General features: G+C 65.4%; 13 protein-coding genes. 8 read left to right on the top strand and 5 right to left on the bottom strand.

Features of this window, described 5'->3' with window-relative positions; genetic code table 11:
• The first annotated feature begins 100 nt into the window (after positions 1–100).
• Together AC1DWU_RS01655 and odhB are read left to right on the top strand one after the other, a co-directional pair.
• Positions 101–3,094, top strand: a complete 2,994-nt coding sequence (locus tag AC1DWU_RS01655; protein WP_477148213.1) for a 2-oxoglutarate dehydrogenase E1 component — start codon at positions 101–103, stop codon at positions 3,092–3,094.
• 55 nt (positions 3,095–3,149) lie between these two features.
• The gene (gene odhB / locus AC1DWU_RS01650; RefSeq protein WP_477148212.1) at positions 3,150–4,514 is read left to right on the top strand and encodes a 2-oxoglutarate dehydrogenase complex dihydrolipoyllysine-residue succinyltransferase; all 1,365 of its coding nucleotides are present in this window, start codon (positions 3,150–3,152) and stop codon (positions 4,512–4,514) included.
• A gap of 101 nt (positions 4,515–4,615) precedes the next feature.
• On the opposite strand, the gene AC1DWU_RS01645 is transcribed toward odhB, so the two are convergent.
• Both AC1DWU_RS01645 and AC1DWU_RS01640 read right to left on the bottom strand, forming a co-directional pair.
• Entirely contained in the window at positions 4,616–5,005 is a 390-nt protein-coding gene (locus AC1DWU_RS01645; protein ID WP_477148211.1) for a hypothetical protein, read from the bottom strand.
• 320 nt (positions 5,006–5,325) lie between these two features.
• A complete protein-coding gene (locus AC1DWU_RS01640) occupies positions 5,326–5,547 on the bottom strand; it encodes a hypothetical protein (protein ID WP_477148210.1) in 222 nt (73 codons plus the stop codon).
• A 200-nt stretch (positions 5,548–5,747) separates the two neighbouring features.
• On the opposite strand from AC1DWU_RS01640, the gene AC1DWU_RS01635 reads away from it, so the two are divergent.
• On the top strand, positions 5,748–6,506 hold the full coding sequence (locus tag AC1DWU_RS01635; protein ID WP_477148209.1) for an SDR family oxidoreductase: 759 nt from the start codon (positions 5,748–5,750) through the stop codon (positions 6,504–6,506).
• A gap of 164 nt (positions 6,507–6,670) precedes the next feature.
• Positions 6,671–8,077, top strand: a complete 1,407-nt coding sequence (gene lpdA / locus AC1DWU_RS01630; RefSeq protein WP_477148208.1) for a dihydrolipoyl dehydrogenase — start codon at positions 6,671–6,673, stop codon at positions 8,075–8,077.
• Positions 8,078–8,245: 168 nt separating this feature from the next.
• Here lpdA and AC1DWU_RS01625 read toward each other — a convergent pair whose 3' ends face one another.
• A complete protein-coding gene (locus tag AC1DWU_RS01625) occupies positions 8,246–9,238 on the bottom strand; it encodes a DMT family transporter (protein ID WP_477148207.1) in 993 nt (330 codons plus the stop codon).
• 221 nt (positions 9,239–9,459) lie between these two features.
• Positions 9,460–10,386 (bottom strand): tyrosine recombinase XerC, encoded by a 927-nt coding sequence (locus AC1DWU_RS01620; protein WP_477148206.1) that lies wholly within the window; start codon positions 10,384–10,386, stop codon positions 9,460–9,462.
• A 178-nt stretch (positions 10,387–10,564) separates the two neighbouring features.
• Here AC1DWU_RS01620 and AC1DWU_RS01615 point away from each other — a divergent pair, with 178 nt between their 5' ends.
• From AC1DWU_RS01615 to AC1DWU_RS01605, 3 genes are all read left to right on the top strand, one after another.
• Positions 10,565–11,551, top strand: coding sequence for an omptin family outer membrane protease (locus AC1DWU_RS01615; RefSeq protein ID WP_477148205.1), 987 nt, complete (start codon positions 10,565–10,567; stop codon positions 11,549–11,551).
• A gap of 99 nt (positions 11,552–11,650) precedes the next feature.
• Positions 11,651–12,004 (top strand): hypothetical protein, encoded by a 354-nt coding sequence (locus AC1DWU_RS01610; protein ID WP_477148204.1) that lies wholly within the window; start codon positions 11,651–11,653, stop codon positions 12,002–12,004.
• 69 nt (positions 12,005–12,073) lie between these two features.
• Positions 12,074–12,739: a L,D-transpeptidase gene (locus AC1DWU_RS01605; RefSeq protein WP_477148203.1), complete on the top strand. Its 666-nt coding sequence runs from the start codon at positions 12,074–12,076 to the stop codon at positions 12,737–12,739.
• Positions 12,740–12,799: 60 nt separating this feature from the next.
• Here AC1DWU_RS01605 and AC1DWU_RS01600 read toward each other — a convergent pair whose 3' ends face one another.
• Entirely contained in the window at positions 12,800–13,282 is a 483-nt protein-coding gene (locus tag AC1DWU_RS01600) for a VOC family protein (RefSeq protein ID WP_477148202.1), read from the bottom strand.
• Positions 13,283–13,409: 127 nt separating this feature from the next.
• Here AC1DWU_RS01600 and AC1DWU_RS01595 point away from each other — a divergent pair, with 127 nt between their 5' ends.
• Positions 13,410–15,578, top strand: coding sequence for a primosomal protein N' (locus AC1DWU_RS01595; RefSeq protein ID WP_477148201.1), 2,169 nt, complete (start codon positions 13,410–13,412; stop codon positions 15,576–15,578).
• Positions 15,579–15,678: the final 100 nt, after the last annotated feature.

Below are 15,678 nucleotides of genomic sequence, written 5' to 3'. Positions count from 1 at the left end.
AAGGACTACACGGGCATCTAGGCCCGTGCTCGCGAGCCCGGTCGAGACCTCCCGGGCATTTGAGAAGGATGGCGGGGTCAAACGCCCCGCGACGCTGGATATGACCCGACAAGAAAAGAACGAACAGTTCTTGCTCTCTTCTTTCCTTTATGGCGGCAACGCCGATTACATCGAAGGGCTGTACGCCCGCTACAAGGCCGATCCGGCCTCGATCGATCCGACCTGGGCGTCGTATTTCGATCGGCTCGAGGATGCTCCCGCCGACATCGACAAGAATGCCGAAGGCCCGAGCTGGCAGCGCCGCGACTGGCCGCAGGCAGCGAACGGCGAGCTGGTCTCGGCGCTCGACGGCAACTGGGGCGAGATCCAGGTCAAGGTGCAGAAGGCATTGGTCGAAAAGGCCAAGGTCGAAGCGGCGCCGGCACCGACTCCGGTCGACGTGCTGCAGGCGACGCGCGACTCGATCCGCGCCATCATGATGATCCGCGCCTACCGCATGCGTGGGCACCTGCACGCCGATCTCGATCCGCTGAAGCTGAAGACCGACGATCCGGCGCCGGAACTGGAGCCGGCGGCATATGGGTTCAACCCGCACGACTATGCGCGCAAGATCTTCATCGACAACTATCTGGGGCTCGAATACGCGACCGTGCCGCAGATGCTGGAAATCCTCCGGCGGACCTATTGCTCGACCGTCGGCGTCGAGTTCATGCACATCTCCGATCCCGAAGCCAAGCAGTGGATCCAGGAGCGCATGGAAGGGCCGGACAAGGAGATCAAGTTCACGCCCGAGGGCAAGAAGGCGATCCTCAACAAGCTGGTCGAAGCCGAGGGTTTCGAGAAGTTCCTCGACGTCAAGTTCACCGGCACCAAGCGGTTCGGCCTCGATGGCTCGGAGGCGCTGATCCCGGCGCTCGAGCAGATCATCAAGCGCGGCGGCTCGCTCGGCGTGAAGGACATCGTGCTCGGCATGGCGCATCGCGGCCGGCTGAACGTCCTGACCCAGGTGCTGGCAAAGCCCCACCGGGCGCTGTTCCACGAGTTCAAGGGCGGGGCGTTCTACCCCGAGGAAGTCGAAGGCTCGGGTGACGTGAAGTACCACCTCGGTGCTTCGGCCGACCGTGAGTTCGACGGCAACAATGTGCACCTGTCGCTGACCGCCAATCCGTCGCACCTCGAGATCGTCGATCCGGTGGTGCTGGGCAAGGCGCGCGCCAAGCAGGACCAGCGTTCGGCGGTCGACGGGCGGTTCATCGCCGATACGCGCCAGACCGATCGCTCGGTGGTGCTGCCGCTGCTGCTGCATGGTGACGCCGCGTTTGCCGGCCAGGGCGTGATCGCCGAGTGCCTGGGGCTTTCCGGCCTCAAGGGGCACCGGACCGGCGGTTCGATCCACGTAGTGATCAACAACCAGATCGGCTTCACTACGGCGCCGATGTACTCGCGTTCTTCGCCGTATCCCACCGACGTCGCCAAGATGATCGAGGCGCCGGTGTTCCATGTGAATGGCGACGACCCGGAAGCAGTGGTCTATGTCGCCAAGGTCGCGACCGAGTTCCGGCAGCGCTTCGGCCGCCCGGTGGTCATCGACATCTTCTGCTATCGCCGCTTCGGCCATAACGAAGGCGACGAGCCGAGCTTCACGCAGCCGCTGATGTACTCGAAGATCCGCAGCCACGAGACGACGCTCGACATCTATTCCAAGCGTCTCGTCGGCGAGGGCGTGCTCTCGGGCGACGAAGTCGACAAGATGAAGGCGGACTGGCGCGCGCATCTCGAGCACGAGTTCGAGGCCGGGCAGGATTTCCGTCCGAACAAGACCGACTGGCTCGACGGCGTGTGGAAGGACCTGAAGCGCGCCGACGTAGAAGGCCCGCGCCGCGGCGACACCGGGGTGGATGTCCCCGATCTGGTCAAGCTGGGCCAGAAGCTGTCGACAGTTCCGGCCGGCTTCAACGCCCACAAGACGGTGAAGCGGTTCATGGACAACCGGCTCGCTTCGATCGAGTCGGGCGAAGGCATCGACTGGGCGACCGGCGAAGCGCTGGCGTTCGCGAGCCTGCTCGAGGAGGGCCACCCGGTCCGCCTGTCGGGCCAGGACGTCGAGCGCGGCACCTTCAGCCAGCGGCACTCGGTGCTGTACGACCAGGAGAAGGAAGAGACCTACACTCCACTCAACAACATCGCGGAACTGCAGGCGCGCTACGAGGTCATCAACTCGATGCTCTCGGAAGAGGCGGTGCTGGGCTTTGAGTACGGCTACTCGCTGGCCGAGCCGAAGACGCTGACGCTGTGGGAAGCGCAGTTCGGCGATTTCGCCAACGGCGCGCAGGTGGTGGTCGACCAGTTCATCTCGTCGGGCGAGCGCAAGTGGTTCCGCATGAGCGGTCTCGTGATGCTGCTGCCGCATGGCTATGAAGGCCAGGGGCCGGAGCACTCGTCGGCACGTCTCGAGCGCTATCTGCAGAGCTGCGCTGAAGACAATATGCAGGTCGCCAACTGCACGACGCCGGCGAACTACTTCCACATCCTGCGCCGGCAGATGAAGCGCGATTTCCGCAAGCCCTTGGTGCTGATGACGCCGAAGTCGCTGCTGCGCCACAAGAAGGCGGTGTCGGGGCTGGTCGAGTTCGGGCCGGAATCGACGTTCCATCGCCTGCTGTGGGACGACGCGGAAGCGCCGGGCGTGCCCAAGACCACGATCAAGCTGAAGCCGGATGCGGAAATCCGCCGTGTCGTCCTCTGCACGGGCAAGGTCTACTACGACCTGCTCGAGGACCGCGAGAAGCGCGGCATCGACGATGTGTACCTGCTGCGGCTGGAGCAGCTTTATCCGTTCCCGGCCAAGGCGCTGCTCGACGAGCTCAACCGCTTCCCGAACGCCGAGATTTTCTGGTGCCAGGAAGAGCCCAAGAACATGGGTGCGTGGGCATTCGTGCAGCCGTATATCGATTGGGTGATGGACCAGATGGGGCGTCCGGGCGACCGGCCGCACTATGTCGGCCGCGCCGCTTCGGCGGCAACGGCGACCGGGCTGATGCGCACGCATCTGCAGCAGCTGCAAGCCTTCCTCGAAGAAGCATTCGCCAAGTAGACTCGGCAAACAAACTCGCCAGACAAGCGGCAAAGAAAACTGAAGGACCAAACTGATGGCGACTGACATCCGGGTGCCCACGCTGGGCGAGAGCGTCACCGAGGCGACGATCGGCCAATGGTTCAAGAAGGTCGGCGACACCGTCGCGGCCGATGAACCGGTGGTGGAGCTCGAGACCGACAAGGTAACGATCGAAGTGCCGGCTCCGGCGGCCGGTGTGCTCGAGGCGATCACCGCCAACCCGGGCGACACGGTCAATGTCGGGGCGCTGATCGGCGCCATCGGCGCGGCTGGTGCGGCCGCCGCCGCGGCTCCGGCCGCTGCTGCCAAGCCCGCCGAAGTGCCGCAGCCGGCGGCGGTTGCCGCCGAGCCGGCACTGAAGGCCGGCAACGGCAGTGGTTCGATGGCTCCGGCCCCGAGCGCGCAGAAGCTGATGGCCGAAAGCGGCCTGTCGGAAACCGATGTCAGCGGCTCGGGCAAGCGCGGCCAGATCCTCAAAGAAGACGTGCTGGCGGCGATCGCCAAGCCCGCTGCTGCGGGTGCGACGGCGAGCGTCATCGCGATGCCGACGGCGGTCAGCGGTTCGGCGGCAGCGCCGATCCCGGCAGCGAAGCCCGCGCCGGCCCCGGTGGCTGCTCCGGCACCCGCCCCGGTGGCGAAGGCGGCTGAGCCCGCAGCAGCTCCGGCCCAGGTCCGTGGCCCGGTCAACGCCAGTGACGACGTGCGCGAGGAGCGGGTGAAGATGACCCGCCTGCGCCAGACGATCGCCCGGCGCCTCAAGGAAGCGCAGAACACGGCGGCCATGCTCACCACCTTCAACGAGGTGGACATGAAGCCGGTGATGGACCTGCGCAATTCCTACAAGGAGCTGTTCGAGAAGAAGCACGGCGTGAAGCTCGGCTTCATGGGCTTTTTCACCAAGGCGGTGACGCACGCGCTGAAGGAGATCCCGGCGGTCAATGCCGAGATCGATGGCGAGGAGCTGATCTACAAGAACTACGCCCATATCGGCGTGGCCGTGGGGACCGAGAAGGGCCTCGTGGTGCCGGTGGTGCGCGATGCGGACCAGATGTCGATCGCCGAGATCGAGAAGGACATCGCCCGGCTGGGCAAGCTTGCCCGTGACGGGCAGCTGTCGATGGCCGACATGCAGGGTGGTACGTTCACGATCTCGAACGGCGGTGTTTACGGCTCGCTGATGTCGACGCCGATCCTCAATGCGCCACAGTCGGGCATTCTGGGCATGCACAAGATCCAGGAGCGGCCGGTGGTCGTCGGCGGTGAGATCGTCATCCGCCCGATGATGTACCTGGCGCTGAGCTACGACCACCGCATCGTCGACGGCAAGGAAGCCGTGACGTTCCTGGTGCGGGTGAAGGAAAGCCTCGAAGCGCCGGAGCGGCTGGTGCTGGATCTCTGATCCGGCCTAGCAGGCAGTAAAGACAGCAAAGGGCTCGCCAATGGCGAGCCCTTCTGCTTTTGCCGACCGGCAGACGGCATCGGTCGCTTCTGCATGTTCGGTCAGGGATGGGCAGCCTGCAGCTTGGCGATGGTGGTCTTTTTGCCATCGAGGATGAAGGGCGCCTTGGTGCGCTTGGAGATGCCGAAGATGTCGCCCTGCTCGATACCGACGGCCTCGCGGACGAACTGCTTGACGTCGACGCATACCCTGACGAGCACTTTGGTGCCGCGTACCCCCGGCACGCGACCGGACGCTTCGGCAAGGCAAAGGATGGATTTGCCGGGCTCGGTAACGATGGTCCAGCGGGACTTCTCGACCCGCGACGAGCCGGTGCCCAACAGGTAGAGACTGCCGTTGCTGCGGAAATAGGCGATGGCGGTGCCGCCGCGACGGTCATAGTGCATCGCTGTCTTGCCAGCGAAATATTGCTGCAGCTGGTCGGCGCTCATTTTGTTGAGCGGTAACGCCTGACCCGCCAAGGCGGCGCCAGAAAGTACAATTAGAAAAAGTGCTGCGAGAAATGTTCTCATGATGGGACGCTTCCAAGCCTTGTTGTTTGATCATTGTTTTCGGCGGCGGCGTCATTACAGACCTCTCGGCCCGGGCAGAACCTATTGGTTCTCGGCAGTGGGTCAACGGGATGGTTAGCAAAGAGTAAACGGATCGGTGTTGCAGGCTCGCGCCAGATAAATCAGCAACGAGAAAGGGCTCACCTTGCGATGAGCCCTACGGAAGGAGCTTGCCTTTGCAGGCAGGCAGATCAGTCGCCTTACTTGACGTTCCACCACCAGGGCAGAGTGTCCTTTTCGCCGGCGGCCTGGGACTTGTTTTCGCCGACCTGCTCGCAGTAGCCGCCGGGGCGCTTGTAGGCTTCCGGGGCGTCGGGGCCGCAGAGCGCCGAAATCTGGGTGTCGACGGCGAAGGCCGGGGTGGCAATCGAGGCCGCGGAGATGACGGTGCCGAGCAGGGCCAGTGCGATGATCTTCTTCATTTATTTCGTTCCTGGGTGGGGCCATCCGAACGGACGGACCGGGGGTGGGAGGTTGCGTCTGCAACTGATGGCGGGCTTCTAGGGGCGGGCATTTGAACCGAGTTCGAACCGCGCGTTCAGAGGTGGTTCAGCCGAGTCGGGGTGGCGGCCGGGTGGCTTTTCGGGCCGCCCTCGCTAGAGTGGCGGCAACGGAGGAGACTATGGCGGACAAGGTTATCGTAGTGACTGGCGGCAGCCGCGGGATCGGGGCTGCGGTGTGCCGGTTGGCGGCGGCGCGGGGCTATGGCGTGGTGGTGAACTATGTCGGCAATGTCGCGGCGGCAGAAGCGGTGTGCGCCGATATCCATGCGGCCGGTGGCGAAGCGGTGGCCGTGCGTGGCGATGTCAGCAGCGCCGAGGACGTCGAGCATATCTTCAGCGCGGCGGACCGGATGGGGCGGCTGGCGGCGCTGGTCAACAATGCCGGGACGATTGCGATGTCGGCGCGCGTCGATGCAATGGACGCGGAGCGGATCAACCGGATCTTTGCGATCAACGTGACAGGATCGATGCTCTGCGCCGGTGCGGCGGTGCGGCGGATGTCCACCATGCATGGCGGGGCCGGCGGCGGCATCGTCAATGTCAGCTCGGCGGCGGCAAAGCTCGGGGCGCCGGGGGTGTATGTCGACTATGCGGCGAGCAAGGGGGCGATCGACACGTTCACCGTCGGGCTGGCGCTGGAAGTGGCGGCCGAGGGCATCCGGGTCAACGGGGTGCGGCCGGGGGTGATCGATACCGAATTCCACGCGACTGGCGGTGTGCCGGACCGGGCCCACCAGCTGGCGCCGAGCGTGCCGCTGGCGCGGGTGGGCACGGCCGAGGAGGTGGCGAGCGCCATCATGTGGCTGCTGTCGGACGATGCGGGGTATGTGACGGGGACGACGCTGGCGGTGACGGGGGGACGGGCGGCCTTTGCTTGAGGCGAGAGTGCAGTTTCGCCCGCATCGATTCATGCGCATTTCGCATAGGTCGGTCGTGTCGGGGGTTCCCTCCCCAACGCGGGTAGTTTAACCCGTTTGTCAGTCCTATATCGGCAGCGCGGGCGCCACTCCCTCAGGCGCCGCTTGAGCCTCTCGGAGACATCATGGCGGACACTTTCGACCTCACCGTAATCGGTTCCGGCCCGGGCGGGTACGTGGCGGCAATTCGGGCGGCGCAGCTCGGGATGAAGGTCGCGGTGGTGGAGAAGTGGCCGACCTTCGGCGGCACCTGCCTCAATATCGGCTGCATCCCCTCCAAGGCGCTGCTCCATGCATCGGAGCTGTTCGAGGAAGCGGGACACCAGTTCCGCCAGTTCGGCATCGATGTGACGCCGCAGCTGAATTTGAGGCAGATGCTAGTGCACAAGGACGATACCGTCACTGCCAACGTCTCGGGCATCGAGTTCCTGTTCAAGAAGAACAAGATCACCACCTTCCGCGGCACCGGCTCGATCCCCGCCGAGGGCAAGGTGCTGGTGACGCCGGAAAGCGGTGCGCCGCAGACCATTGAAACCAAGAACATCCTGATCGCCACCGGCTCGGTGCCGATCAGCCTGCCGGGCATCACCATCGACGAGAACAAGGTGGTGTCGTCGACCGGTGCGCTGACCCTTCAGGAAGTGCCCAAGCGTCTGCTGGTGATCGGTGGCGGCATTATCGGGCTGGAACTGGGTTCGGTGTGGGGCCGGTTGGGTTCCAAGGTGCAGGTGGTCGAGTTCCTCGACCGGATCCTGCCTGGGCTCGACAGCGAGGCGGCGCGGCAGACGCAGCGGAACCTGCAGAAGCAGGGCATGGAGTTCAAGCTTTCGACCAAGGTGACGGCGATCGAAAAGCAGGGCGACGGCTCGCTGCGCGCCAAGCTGGAGCCGGCGGCCGGTGGCGAGGCGACGTTCGCCGAGGCCGATGCGGTGCTGGTGGCGGTGGGGAGGAAGCCGTTCACCGAAGGGCTGGGGCTCGAGGGCGCCGGCGTGGCGCTCGACGAGCGCGGCCGGGTGCGCACCGACGCGCAGTTCAAGACCAATGTGCCGGGCATTTATGCGATCGGCGACGTGGTGGCCGGCGCCATGCTGGCGCACAAGGCGATGGACGAGGGCCATGCGGTGGCAGAGATCATCGCCGGGCAGCACCCGCATGTAAACTATGGCACCATCCCGTCGGTGATGTACACCAGCCCGGAAGTTGCGTGGGTCGGCAAGTCCGAGGACGAGCTGAAGGCGGCCGGGATCGAGTACAAGGCAGGCAAGTTCCCCTTCACCGCCAACGGCCGCGCCAAGGCGATGCTGGCGACGCAGGGCTATGTGAAGATCCTCGCCGACGTGAACACCGACCGGGTGCTCGGCGCGCAGATCATCGCCAAGAACGCCGGCGAGATGATCCACGAAATCGTGGTGCTGATGGAGTTCTCGGGCAGCGCCGAGGACCTGGGGCGCACGACGCACGCGCACCCGACGCTATCGGAGGCGGTAAAGGAAGCCGCGCTGATGTGCGGGGACGGCGCGATACATATCTAGGCCTCACGCGCCATGCCGCTGCGGGCTGGCCCGGTGGGCCAGTCCTCGCTGGTTCCCATGGGGCGCGCGCCGCGCGGGGTCCTCGCTTCGCTCGTCCGGCGCCAGTGCGTCGGTGAGTGCCTTCTCCCCTTGTGGGAGAAGGCAGGTCGGAGAGATTGGGGCCTAGCCTCAGGCCGTATTCTCCTCCAGCACTTTCACCCTCGGCTTTTCCTTCCTCGTGAACAGGAACACGCCGCCCAGTACCAGGGCGGTGCCGATGGCGTGGTAGAGGGTGAAGGCTTCGCCGAGGATGGAGATGGCGAGGCCAACCGTCACCACGGGCGAGACGTTGCCGATGATGGCGGTGCGTTCCGGGCCGATGAGGCCGATGGCGCCCGAGATGCAGTAGGCCGGCAGCACGGTTGAGACGGTGCCGATGGCGAGCATCAGGAGGAAGCCATTGCCGGTGACCGCCAGGTCGCTCACCGGGTGGGTGAAGAGGAAGTGCAGGATCACCGCCGGGCCGGCGCCGCTCATGGCGATCGAGGTGAAGAGCTGCGGGCCGAGCTTGTCGATCAGGGGCTTGGCCATGATCTGGTAGGCCGCGTAGGCGATGGCCGAGCCGAAGACGAGCGCCGCGCCGAGCAGCACGTTGTCGCCTTCGATCCTGAGGTCATGCCAGAAGATGACGCCGATGCCGAGGTAGGAAACGAGCAGGGCGACAACCATCGGCAGGGTGATCTTGCGCTTGAAGAAGATGGCGCCGAACAGCACGACGAAGAACGGATAGGTGAGGAGGATCAGCCGGTCGAACTGGGCGGTGATGTACTCGAGCGCCGAGAAATCGAGGAAGCTCGCGACGTAATAGCCGATGACGCCGACGCCGAGGGTCTGCGCCAGCACCGGCCAGGTGAGGACGGGCGGCGCGCCGGCCGGAGTGGCCGCGAGCGTCTTGCGATAGGTGATGATACCGACGGTCAAAAAGATCGGCACGGCGACGATCATGCGCCAGGTGAGCGTGGTGACGGAATCGATGCCTTCGAGCAGCGCCAGCTTGATGACGATGCCCTTGGTGGCGAAAAAGGCGGCGCCGGCCAGCGCCAGCACGATGCCGGCCCAGGCCATCTGCTTGAAGGCAGGGCGCGGGGCAATGGATGGGTTAGGCGCAGTGTCGGAAGACATTTGGCGGGTCCAGTTCTGGCCCTGCCATCAGATCACCGGAGAACCCGCGCCTGATGGCGGGGCCGGTGAGCATCGAGGGTCAAACAGCCGTCGCGTCCCGGTCCCCGGAGGGGATGAGGCAGGTTTTGCCAATAATTAGGATGCAAGCGGTCATGAGCGGATAGGTACGCGCTGGCCAGAGGACTGTAAAGTGGGCGGTTGGGTGAACGGTGCGTTCGCTGTCAGGCCCGCGGATGGGCCGCTCGATAGCTCTCCAGCAGGCGCTCCGTATCCACCGCCGTGTAGATCTGCGTGGTCGAGAGCGAGGCGTGGCCCAATAGTTCCTGGATGGCGCGGAGGTCGCCGCCGCGGCCGAGGAGGTGGGTGGCGAAGCTGTGGCGGAGGGCGTGCGGGGTGGCCGAGGGCGGGAGGCCGAGCGCGCCGCGCAGTTGCTGCATGCGCAGCTGGATGAGGCGGGGGGAGAGCGGGCCGCCTTTCTTGCCGCGGAAGACCGGTTCGTTCGGGCCGGGGTGAAACGGGGTCAGGCCGAGATAGGTGTCGATGGTCTGGCGCACGGGGGCGATGAGCGGGACGAGGCGGGTCTTGCCGCCCTTGCCGGTGACGCGCAACGCGCTCGATTCGAGATCGGCGGGGGTGAGGCCGAGGGCTTCGGAAATGCGGAGGCCGGCGCCGTAGCAGAGGGAGATCACTGCCATGTCGCGGGCCGCGACCCACGGGGTGTCCTCGAGCTCGTCGGTGGTGGTGATGGTGGCTTTCGCTTCGAGCACAGTAAGTGCCTTGGGCAGCGATCGCGGTTGCTTGGGGGTGCGGATGGTGTTGAGGGCTTCGGTGGCGAGGACGCCTTCGTGCTCGAGGAAGCCGAAGAAGCTCTTGATGGCAGACAGGGCGCGGGCGAGGGAGCGCGAGCCGAGGCTGTCGTTGCGGCGGGCGGCGAGGAAGGCGCGGATGTCGGCGGCGCGGAGATCGCGGAGCGTGGCGAGGGTCACCTCACCGCCGGTGTGGGCGGCGAGGAAGGTGACGAACTGGCCGAGGTCGCGGAGATAGGCTTCGAGGGTGAGCGGGGCGAGGCGGCGGACGGCGCCGAGGTCGCGTTGCCAGTTGGCGATGTGGGTCGCGAGGGCGGCATCGGTGAGGAGGGCGTGGGACATTGCCGAACTCTGTGCCGAAGCGGTTAGGATTCAGCAAACAACTTCGGCGTTAGTACTGCATTAAGTATAATTTGTCAGGTTGGCGCGGGTTCGACAGTAGATCGAATCTCGGGGCAATTAACGCATTTCACCTCCGACTTCGTGGGTCGGATTTTTGGATTTTCAGGGGGCATTTCAAATGAATACTCGCAATGGATTGCGGGGGCTGGCGCTTGCACTATCGCTGGGCGTGGCGCTGCCCGTCTTGGCGGCGGATCTCGGTGCCGAGGAGACGCTGATCGTCGACGAGCAGGGCATCGTGACGCTGTCGGGCGGTATTGGCATCGTATCGCTCGAAGCGAACGAATATGTCTACGCCGGACCTACTACCGACGTCCGGCTGAGTCACCTGATCTGGCAGAGCACCGCTCCAATGCTAACGGCGGGACTCGACGTGGCGTTACCGGAGGGCTGGACCTTCTCTGCGCAGGCGCAGGTTGCCATGGGCGGTGACAGCTACATGGAAGACTACGATTGGATCTTCCCCTGGGCGACCGGTACTGGCGACGACGACTGGTCGGATCGCTCGCAGCATGATGCGACTGACCTCGAGTGGTACTTCAATGGCTCGGTCCTGCTTGGCCACGACTTCGCCGTCAGCGACAATGTCATCGTCAATGTCAATGGCGGCCTCAAGTATACCGATGTCCAATGGTCCGCCTATGGCGGCGACTTTGTCTACAGCAGCGGTGGCTTCCGAAATGACATCTTCAGCGAAGCCGACAGCACGAAGATGATTACATATCGCCAGACTTTCCCGGCGTTGGTGGCTGGCATCGACGCTGAGGTGGTGGAGGGGGCCTGGACGTTGGGAGCGTCAGCCCACGCCGGACTCACGTTCTACAGCAAGGCTGACGACCAGCACTACCAGACCCTCGTTCCCACGCAGTTCATTGACCATCTTGGGTCGGCACCCTTGGTGTCGGTCGGTGCTTCGGCCACATATCAAATCGCCGATGGCCTCAACGTCTTCGTCTCCGGAACAGCTGAGAAGATCTTCACCGGGCGCGGCAATGAGTATGTCTACGATATGACTGACGGCAGCCTGGATCTGATCGCCCCAGACATGGGCGGTGGCGATCTGTTCGCTGCCACCCTGTCGGCAGGCCTCAAGGGCACGTTCTGATCTGACCAACCCCGTGGCGCAGGTCGACTGTTGCCGATCTGCACCACCACATCCTCGAACCCGCCCGTGCCCAACACACGGGCGTGAGGTGCCCTTTGCGTGCCGTATTTGCGGGGCTATCCGGACGGCATGCATCGGTTCACGGCCTTTTTGACGCTCTGCGTCGCGCTGCTCGCGCTGTTGAGCCCCAGCTTTGCGGCCGGGGTTTGCATCGCCAATGGCGGGCTGCCGTCGGTGAGCACCAGCCATGATGGCGGGCCGACGCAGTTGCCGAACCCATGCGAGATGCAGGGCGGCAAGCGGGTGATGCCAGTGCAGCCGGATTTCGGCAGTCACGCGCAGGTCGAAGTGCCGCGCGCGACGTCGGCGCAATGGGCCCTGGGTCTAGCCGACCAGCCGATGCGGCAGGGGCGGGCGACGCTGGCGGAACTGCCGCCGCCGCGACTGGGCTAAGCCCTTCCGACACCGTCACCTCCCTTTATGCCAACGCGGCCCCTCTCCGGCCGCCAACGAGATTTTGCCATGACTGAACTTATTATCGGCCGCCGGGCGCTGCTCGCCGGGGTGGCGAGCTTTGCGGCTCTTGCTCTGGCTGGCTGTGCCACCTCCGGCAGCCCGCGGCTCGAAGCCGAAACCACGCAGGTTCCAGCCGACGTGCTGGCAACCTATGCGGCGCTGCCGAACGAGCGCTTCCCCATCCCGGCGGCGCGAATCGACCTGGTCGATCCGCAATACTGGCGGCAGGTGGTGGGCGATCCGACCGGCGAACGGCCGGGCACCATCGTCGTCGATACCTCGACGCGCTTCCTCTACCTGGTGCTCGAGGGGGGCAAGGCGATGCGCTATGGCGTCGGCATCGGGCGCGACGGCTTCGCGTGGTCGGGCCGCGCCTATGTCGGCTACAAGCGCGAATGGCCGACCTGGACGCCGCCATCCGAGATGATCGCGCGGCAGCCGGAGCTGGAGCAGTATCGACACGGCATGGCGCCGGGGTTCGAGAACCCGCTCGGGGCGCGGGCGCTGTACATCTTCCAGGGCGGCAAGGACACGATCTATCGGCTGCACGGCAACCCGGATGCGACCTCGATCGGCAAGGCAGTGTCGTCGGGCTGCGTGCGGCTGCTGAACCAGGACGTGATTGACCTCTATGAGCGGGCGCCGTCGGGATCGCCGATTTTGGTGATCTGAGGCGGGGGTGACGCCGGTGGGCTGGGCGAGAAGGTGCGGGACCGGTAGGTCCCGCACACCTCAATGCTTCAGCGCTTCGACCAACGAGTGCTGGACGTAGTTCATCGGCTCGGACCAGCGCGGGTCGCTCCAGCGCTCCTGCATCTCTGTCTCCGAAACCTCTTCGACGCGCTGCTGCAGCCACCAGATGTTGCCGAGAGGGTCGCGGACGCGGGCGACGCGGTCTCCGAAGGCCAGAAGCGTCGGCTTCGTGACCTCGGTGGCGCCGGCTTCGAGGGCCTTGGCGAAGCCCTTCCGCGCATCGTCGACGAAGAGGCGGATGAAAGCGGGCATCGGGTCGATGCCGGCGGGGGCGTCGAAGGCCATCACCACGGCATCGCCGATGCGGATTTCGGCATGGCCGATGCTGCCATCCTCGTTCGGCACACGCGCCAGTTCGGTGCCATCGAAGGCAGCGACAAGGAAATCGATCAGTTGCGGGGTGTCGGCAGAAATGATCCACGGCGTGACGGTGGTGTAGCCTTCGGGAATCGTGCTGGGCATGGGACGCTCCTCATGTGGTTGGGCACGTATCGTATGAACCGAGACTGCTGACAGAACGCGGCAGGAGCCAAAGAGTTGGGGAATGGTCTTGCAATTCCCATCTCAGCCGTGAACAAAGCAGGCACAGATGGAAAAGTCCCCCGACATCGTGGCGGTGATGGTGAGCGTGTCGGTCGACGGACCGTACAGCTATCGCGTGCCGTATGGGATGGAGGTGCAGCGCGGCTCGATCGTGGCGGTGCCGCTGGTCGGGCGGTTGACGCTGGGGGTGGTCTGGGGGCCGCCCAAGGACAATTATGCGCACAACCGGCTGAAGGACATCGCGCAGGTCTACGACACGCCGCCGCTTTCGGAAGAGCTGCTGAAGACGGTCGACTGGGTGTCGAAATACACGCTGGCGGCGCCGGGGCTGGTGCTACGGAGCGTGCTGCGCTCGACCGAGGCGCTGGAGCCGGAGCGGCAGATCACGGCATTCCGGCTGGCTGGGGTGGAGCCGGAGAAGCTCACCAAATCGCGCGAGAAGGTGCTCGACCTGCTGATGGATGGGCAGGCCTGGGCCAAAGCGGCGATTATCGGGGCGGCGGGCGTTTCGGCTTCGGTCGTCGAGGGGCTCGAGAGGGCCGGGGCGCTGGAGCGGATCGAGATGCCGCCACCGCCGATCGCGCTGCCGCCCGATCCGGATGCCGATCCGCCGGTGCTCAGCGAGGAGCAGGCGGCGGCGCTCAAGCAGATCCGTGAGATCGATACGGCCACGTTCGGGGTGGCGCTGCTCGATGGGGTGACCGGCGGCGGCAAGACCGAGGTGTTCTTCGAGGCGGTGGCCGATACACTTAGGGCGGGGCGGCAGGCGCTGGTGCTGTTGCCCGAGATTGCGCTGACCAACACGTTCGTCGAGCGCTTCACCAAGCGGTTCGGCACGCGGCCGGCCGAGTGGCACTCGGACATGACGCCGGCGCAGCGGGCGCGGACATGGCGCAGCGTGCTCAGCGGCGACGTGCGGGTGGTGCTGGGGGCGCGTTCGGCGCTGTTTCTGCCGTTCCGCGAACTCGGGCTGGTGGTGCTCGACGAGGAGCATGACGGGGCGTTCAAGCAATATGACGGGGTGAACTACCACGCCCGCGACATGGCGGTGGTGCGGGCGCGGCTGGCCGATGCGCGGGTGATCCTCAGTTCGGCAACGCCGTCGGTGGAGAGCCGGAACAATGCCAATCTGGGGCGCTACAAGCATGTGCTGCTGACCTCGCGTTTCGCCGAGGCGGTGCTGCCGGACATCGTACCGATCGATATGCGCGAGGACCCGCCGGACAAGGGGCAGTGGATCGCGCCGCAGCTGGCACGCGAAGTGTTCGCGACGCTCGACCGGGGCGAGCAGGCGCTGCTGTTCCTCAATCGGCGGGGCTACGCGCCGCTGACGCTGTGCAAGGCGTGCGGGCATCAGTACCAGTGCCCGGATTGCTCGGCCTGGCTGGTCGAGCATCGGTTCCGCGGCGTCTTGATGTGCCATCATTGCGGACATGAGCAGCGGGTGCCGAAGAGCTGCGGTGCCTGCGGGGCGGTCGATTCGCTGACGCCGATCGGGCCGGGGATCGAGCGGGTGGCGGAGGAAGCGGCGGAGCGCTTTCCGGGCGCGCGGATGGTGATCCTCTCGTCCGACATGGGCTCGAACCAGCAGCTCAAGGAGCGGTTCGCCGAGATCGAGCGCGGCGAGTACGACCTGGTGGTCGGCACGCAGCTGGTGGCCAAGGGACACCATTTCGAGAAACTGACACTGGTCGGAGTGCTCGACGCCGATCTCGGGCTCGATCGCGGTGATCCGCGGGCGGCGGAGCGGACGTTCCAGATTTTGACGCAGGTGACGGGCCGGGCTGGGCGCGCCAACCGGGCGGGAAAGGCGTTCCTCCAGACCTATCATCCGGATCATCCGGTGATGAAGGCGATGGTCAGGGGTGACCGCGAAGCGTTCTACAAGCACGAGCTGCTGGCGCGCGAGGCGGGCGGGTTGCCGCCGTTCGGGCGGCTGGCGGCACTGATCGTTTCGGCCAACGAGCATGACCCGGCCTTCGCCTACGCCAAGCAACTGCTCAGCGTGGCGCCATTGGCCGAGGGGCTGAAGTTGTTCGGGCCGGCCGATGCGCCGATCTCGATGATCCGCGGCCGGCATCGGGTGCGGCTGCTGGTGCAATCGGGCAAGGATTTCGACCTCTCGGGCTATGTGCGGTTCTGGCTGGAGCAGGGGCCCAAGACGACGGGGAACCTCAGGGTGCAGGTCGATATCGATCCGCAGAGCTTTCTCTAGACCATCCCGTTGCGGCTTCTACTGATCAGGTGAAGCCCTGATTGTGTTGCCGTTCCGACCGGCCTCCTAGTCATCGTCCCGGATCGGGCGATCCGGAAGT

This window comes from Devosia sp. P2_G7 (assembly GCF_056403495.1).
This window is presented reverse-complemented; position numbering and strand designations above follow the sequence as displayed.

Coding starts and splice junctions, on each gene's coding strand:
- AC1DWU_RS01655 (WP_477148213.1), top strand. CDS start 101: ATGACCCGACAAGAAAAGAACGAACAGTTCTTGCTCTCTTCTTTCCTT.
- odhB (WP_477148212.1), top strand. CDS start 3,150: ATGGCGACTGACATCCGGGTGCCCACGCTGGGCGAGAGCGTCACCGAG.
- AC1DWU_RS01645 (WP_477148211.1), bottom strand. CDS start 5,005: ATGAGCGCCGACCAGCTGCAGCAATATTTCGCTGGCAAGACAGCGATG.
- AC1DWU_RS01640 (WP_477148210.1), bottom strand. CDS start 5,547: ATGAAGAAGATCATCGCACTGGCCCTGCTCGGCACCGTCATCTCCGCG.
- AC1DWU_RS01635 (WP_477148209.1), top strand. CDS start 5,748: ATGGCGGACAAGGTTATCGTAGTGACTGGCGGCAGCCGCGGGATCGGG.
- lpdA (WP_477148208.1), top strand. CDS start 6,671: ATGGCGGACACTTTCGACCTCACCGTAATCGGTTCCGGCCCGGGCGGG.
- AC1DWU_RS01625 (WP_477148207.1), bottom strand. CDS start 9,238: ATGTCTTCCGACACTGCGCCTAACCCATCCATTGCCCCGCGCCCTGCC.
- AC1DWU_RS01620 (WP_477148206.1), bottom strand. CDS start 10,386: ATGTCCCACGCCCTCCTCACCGATGCCGCCCTCGCGACCCACATCGCC.
- AC1DWU_RS01615 (WP_477148205.1), top strand. CDS start 10,565: ATGAATACTCGCAATGGATTGCGGGGGCTGGCGCTTGCACTATCGCTG.
- AC1DWU_RS01605 (WP_477148203.1), top strand. CDS start 12,074: ATGACTGAACTTATTATCGGCCGCCGGGCGCTGCTCGCCGGGGTGGCG.
- AC1DWU_RS01600 (WP_477148202.1), bottom strand. CDS start 13,282: ATGCCCAGCACGATTCCCGAAGGCTACACCACCGTCACGCCGTGGATC.
- AC1DWU_RS01595 (WP_477148201.1), top strand. CDS start 13,410: ATGGAAAAGTCCCCCGACATCGTGGCGGTGATGGTGAGCGTGTCGGTC.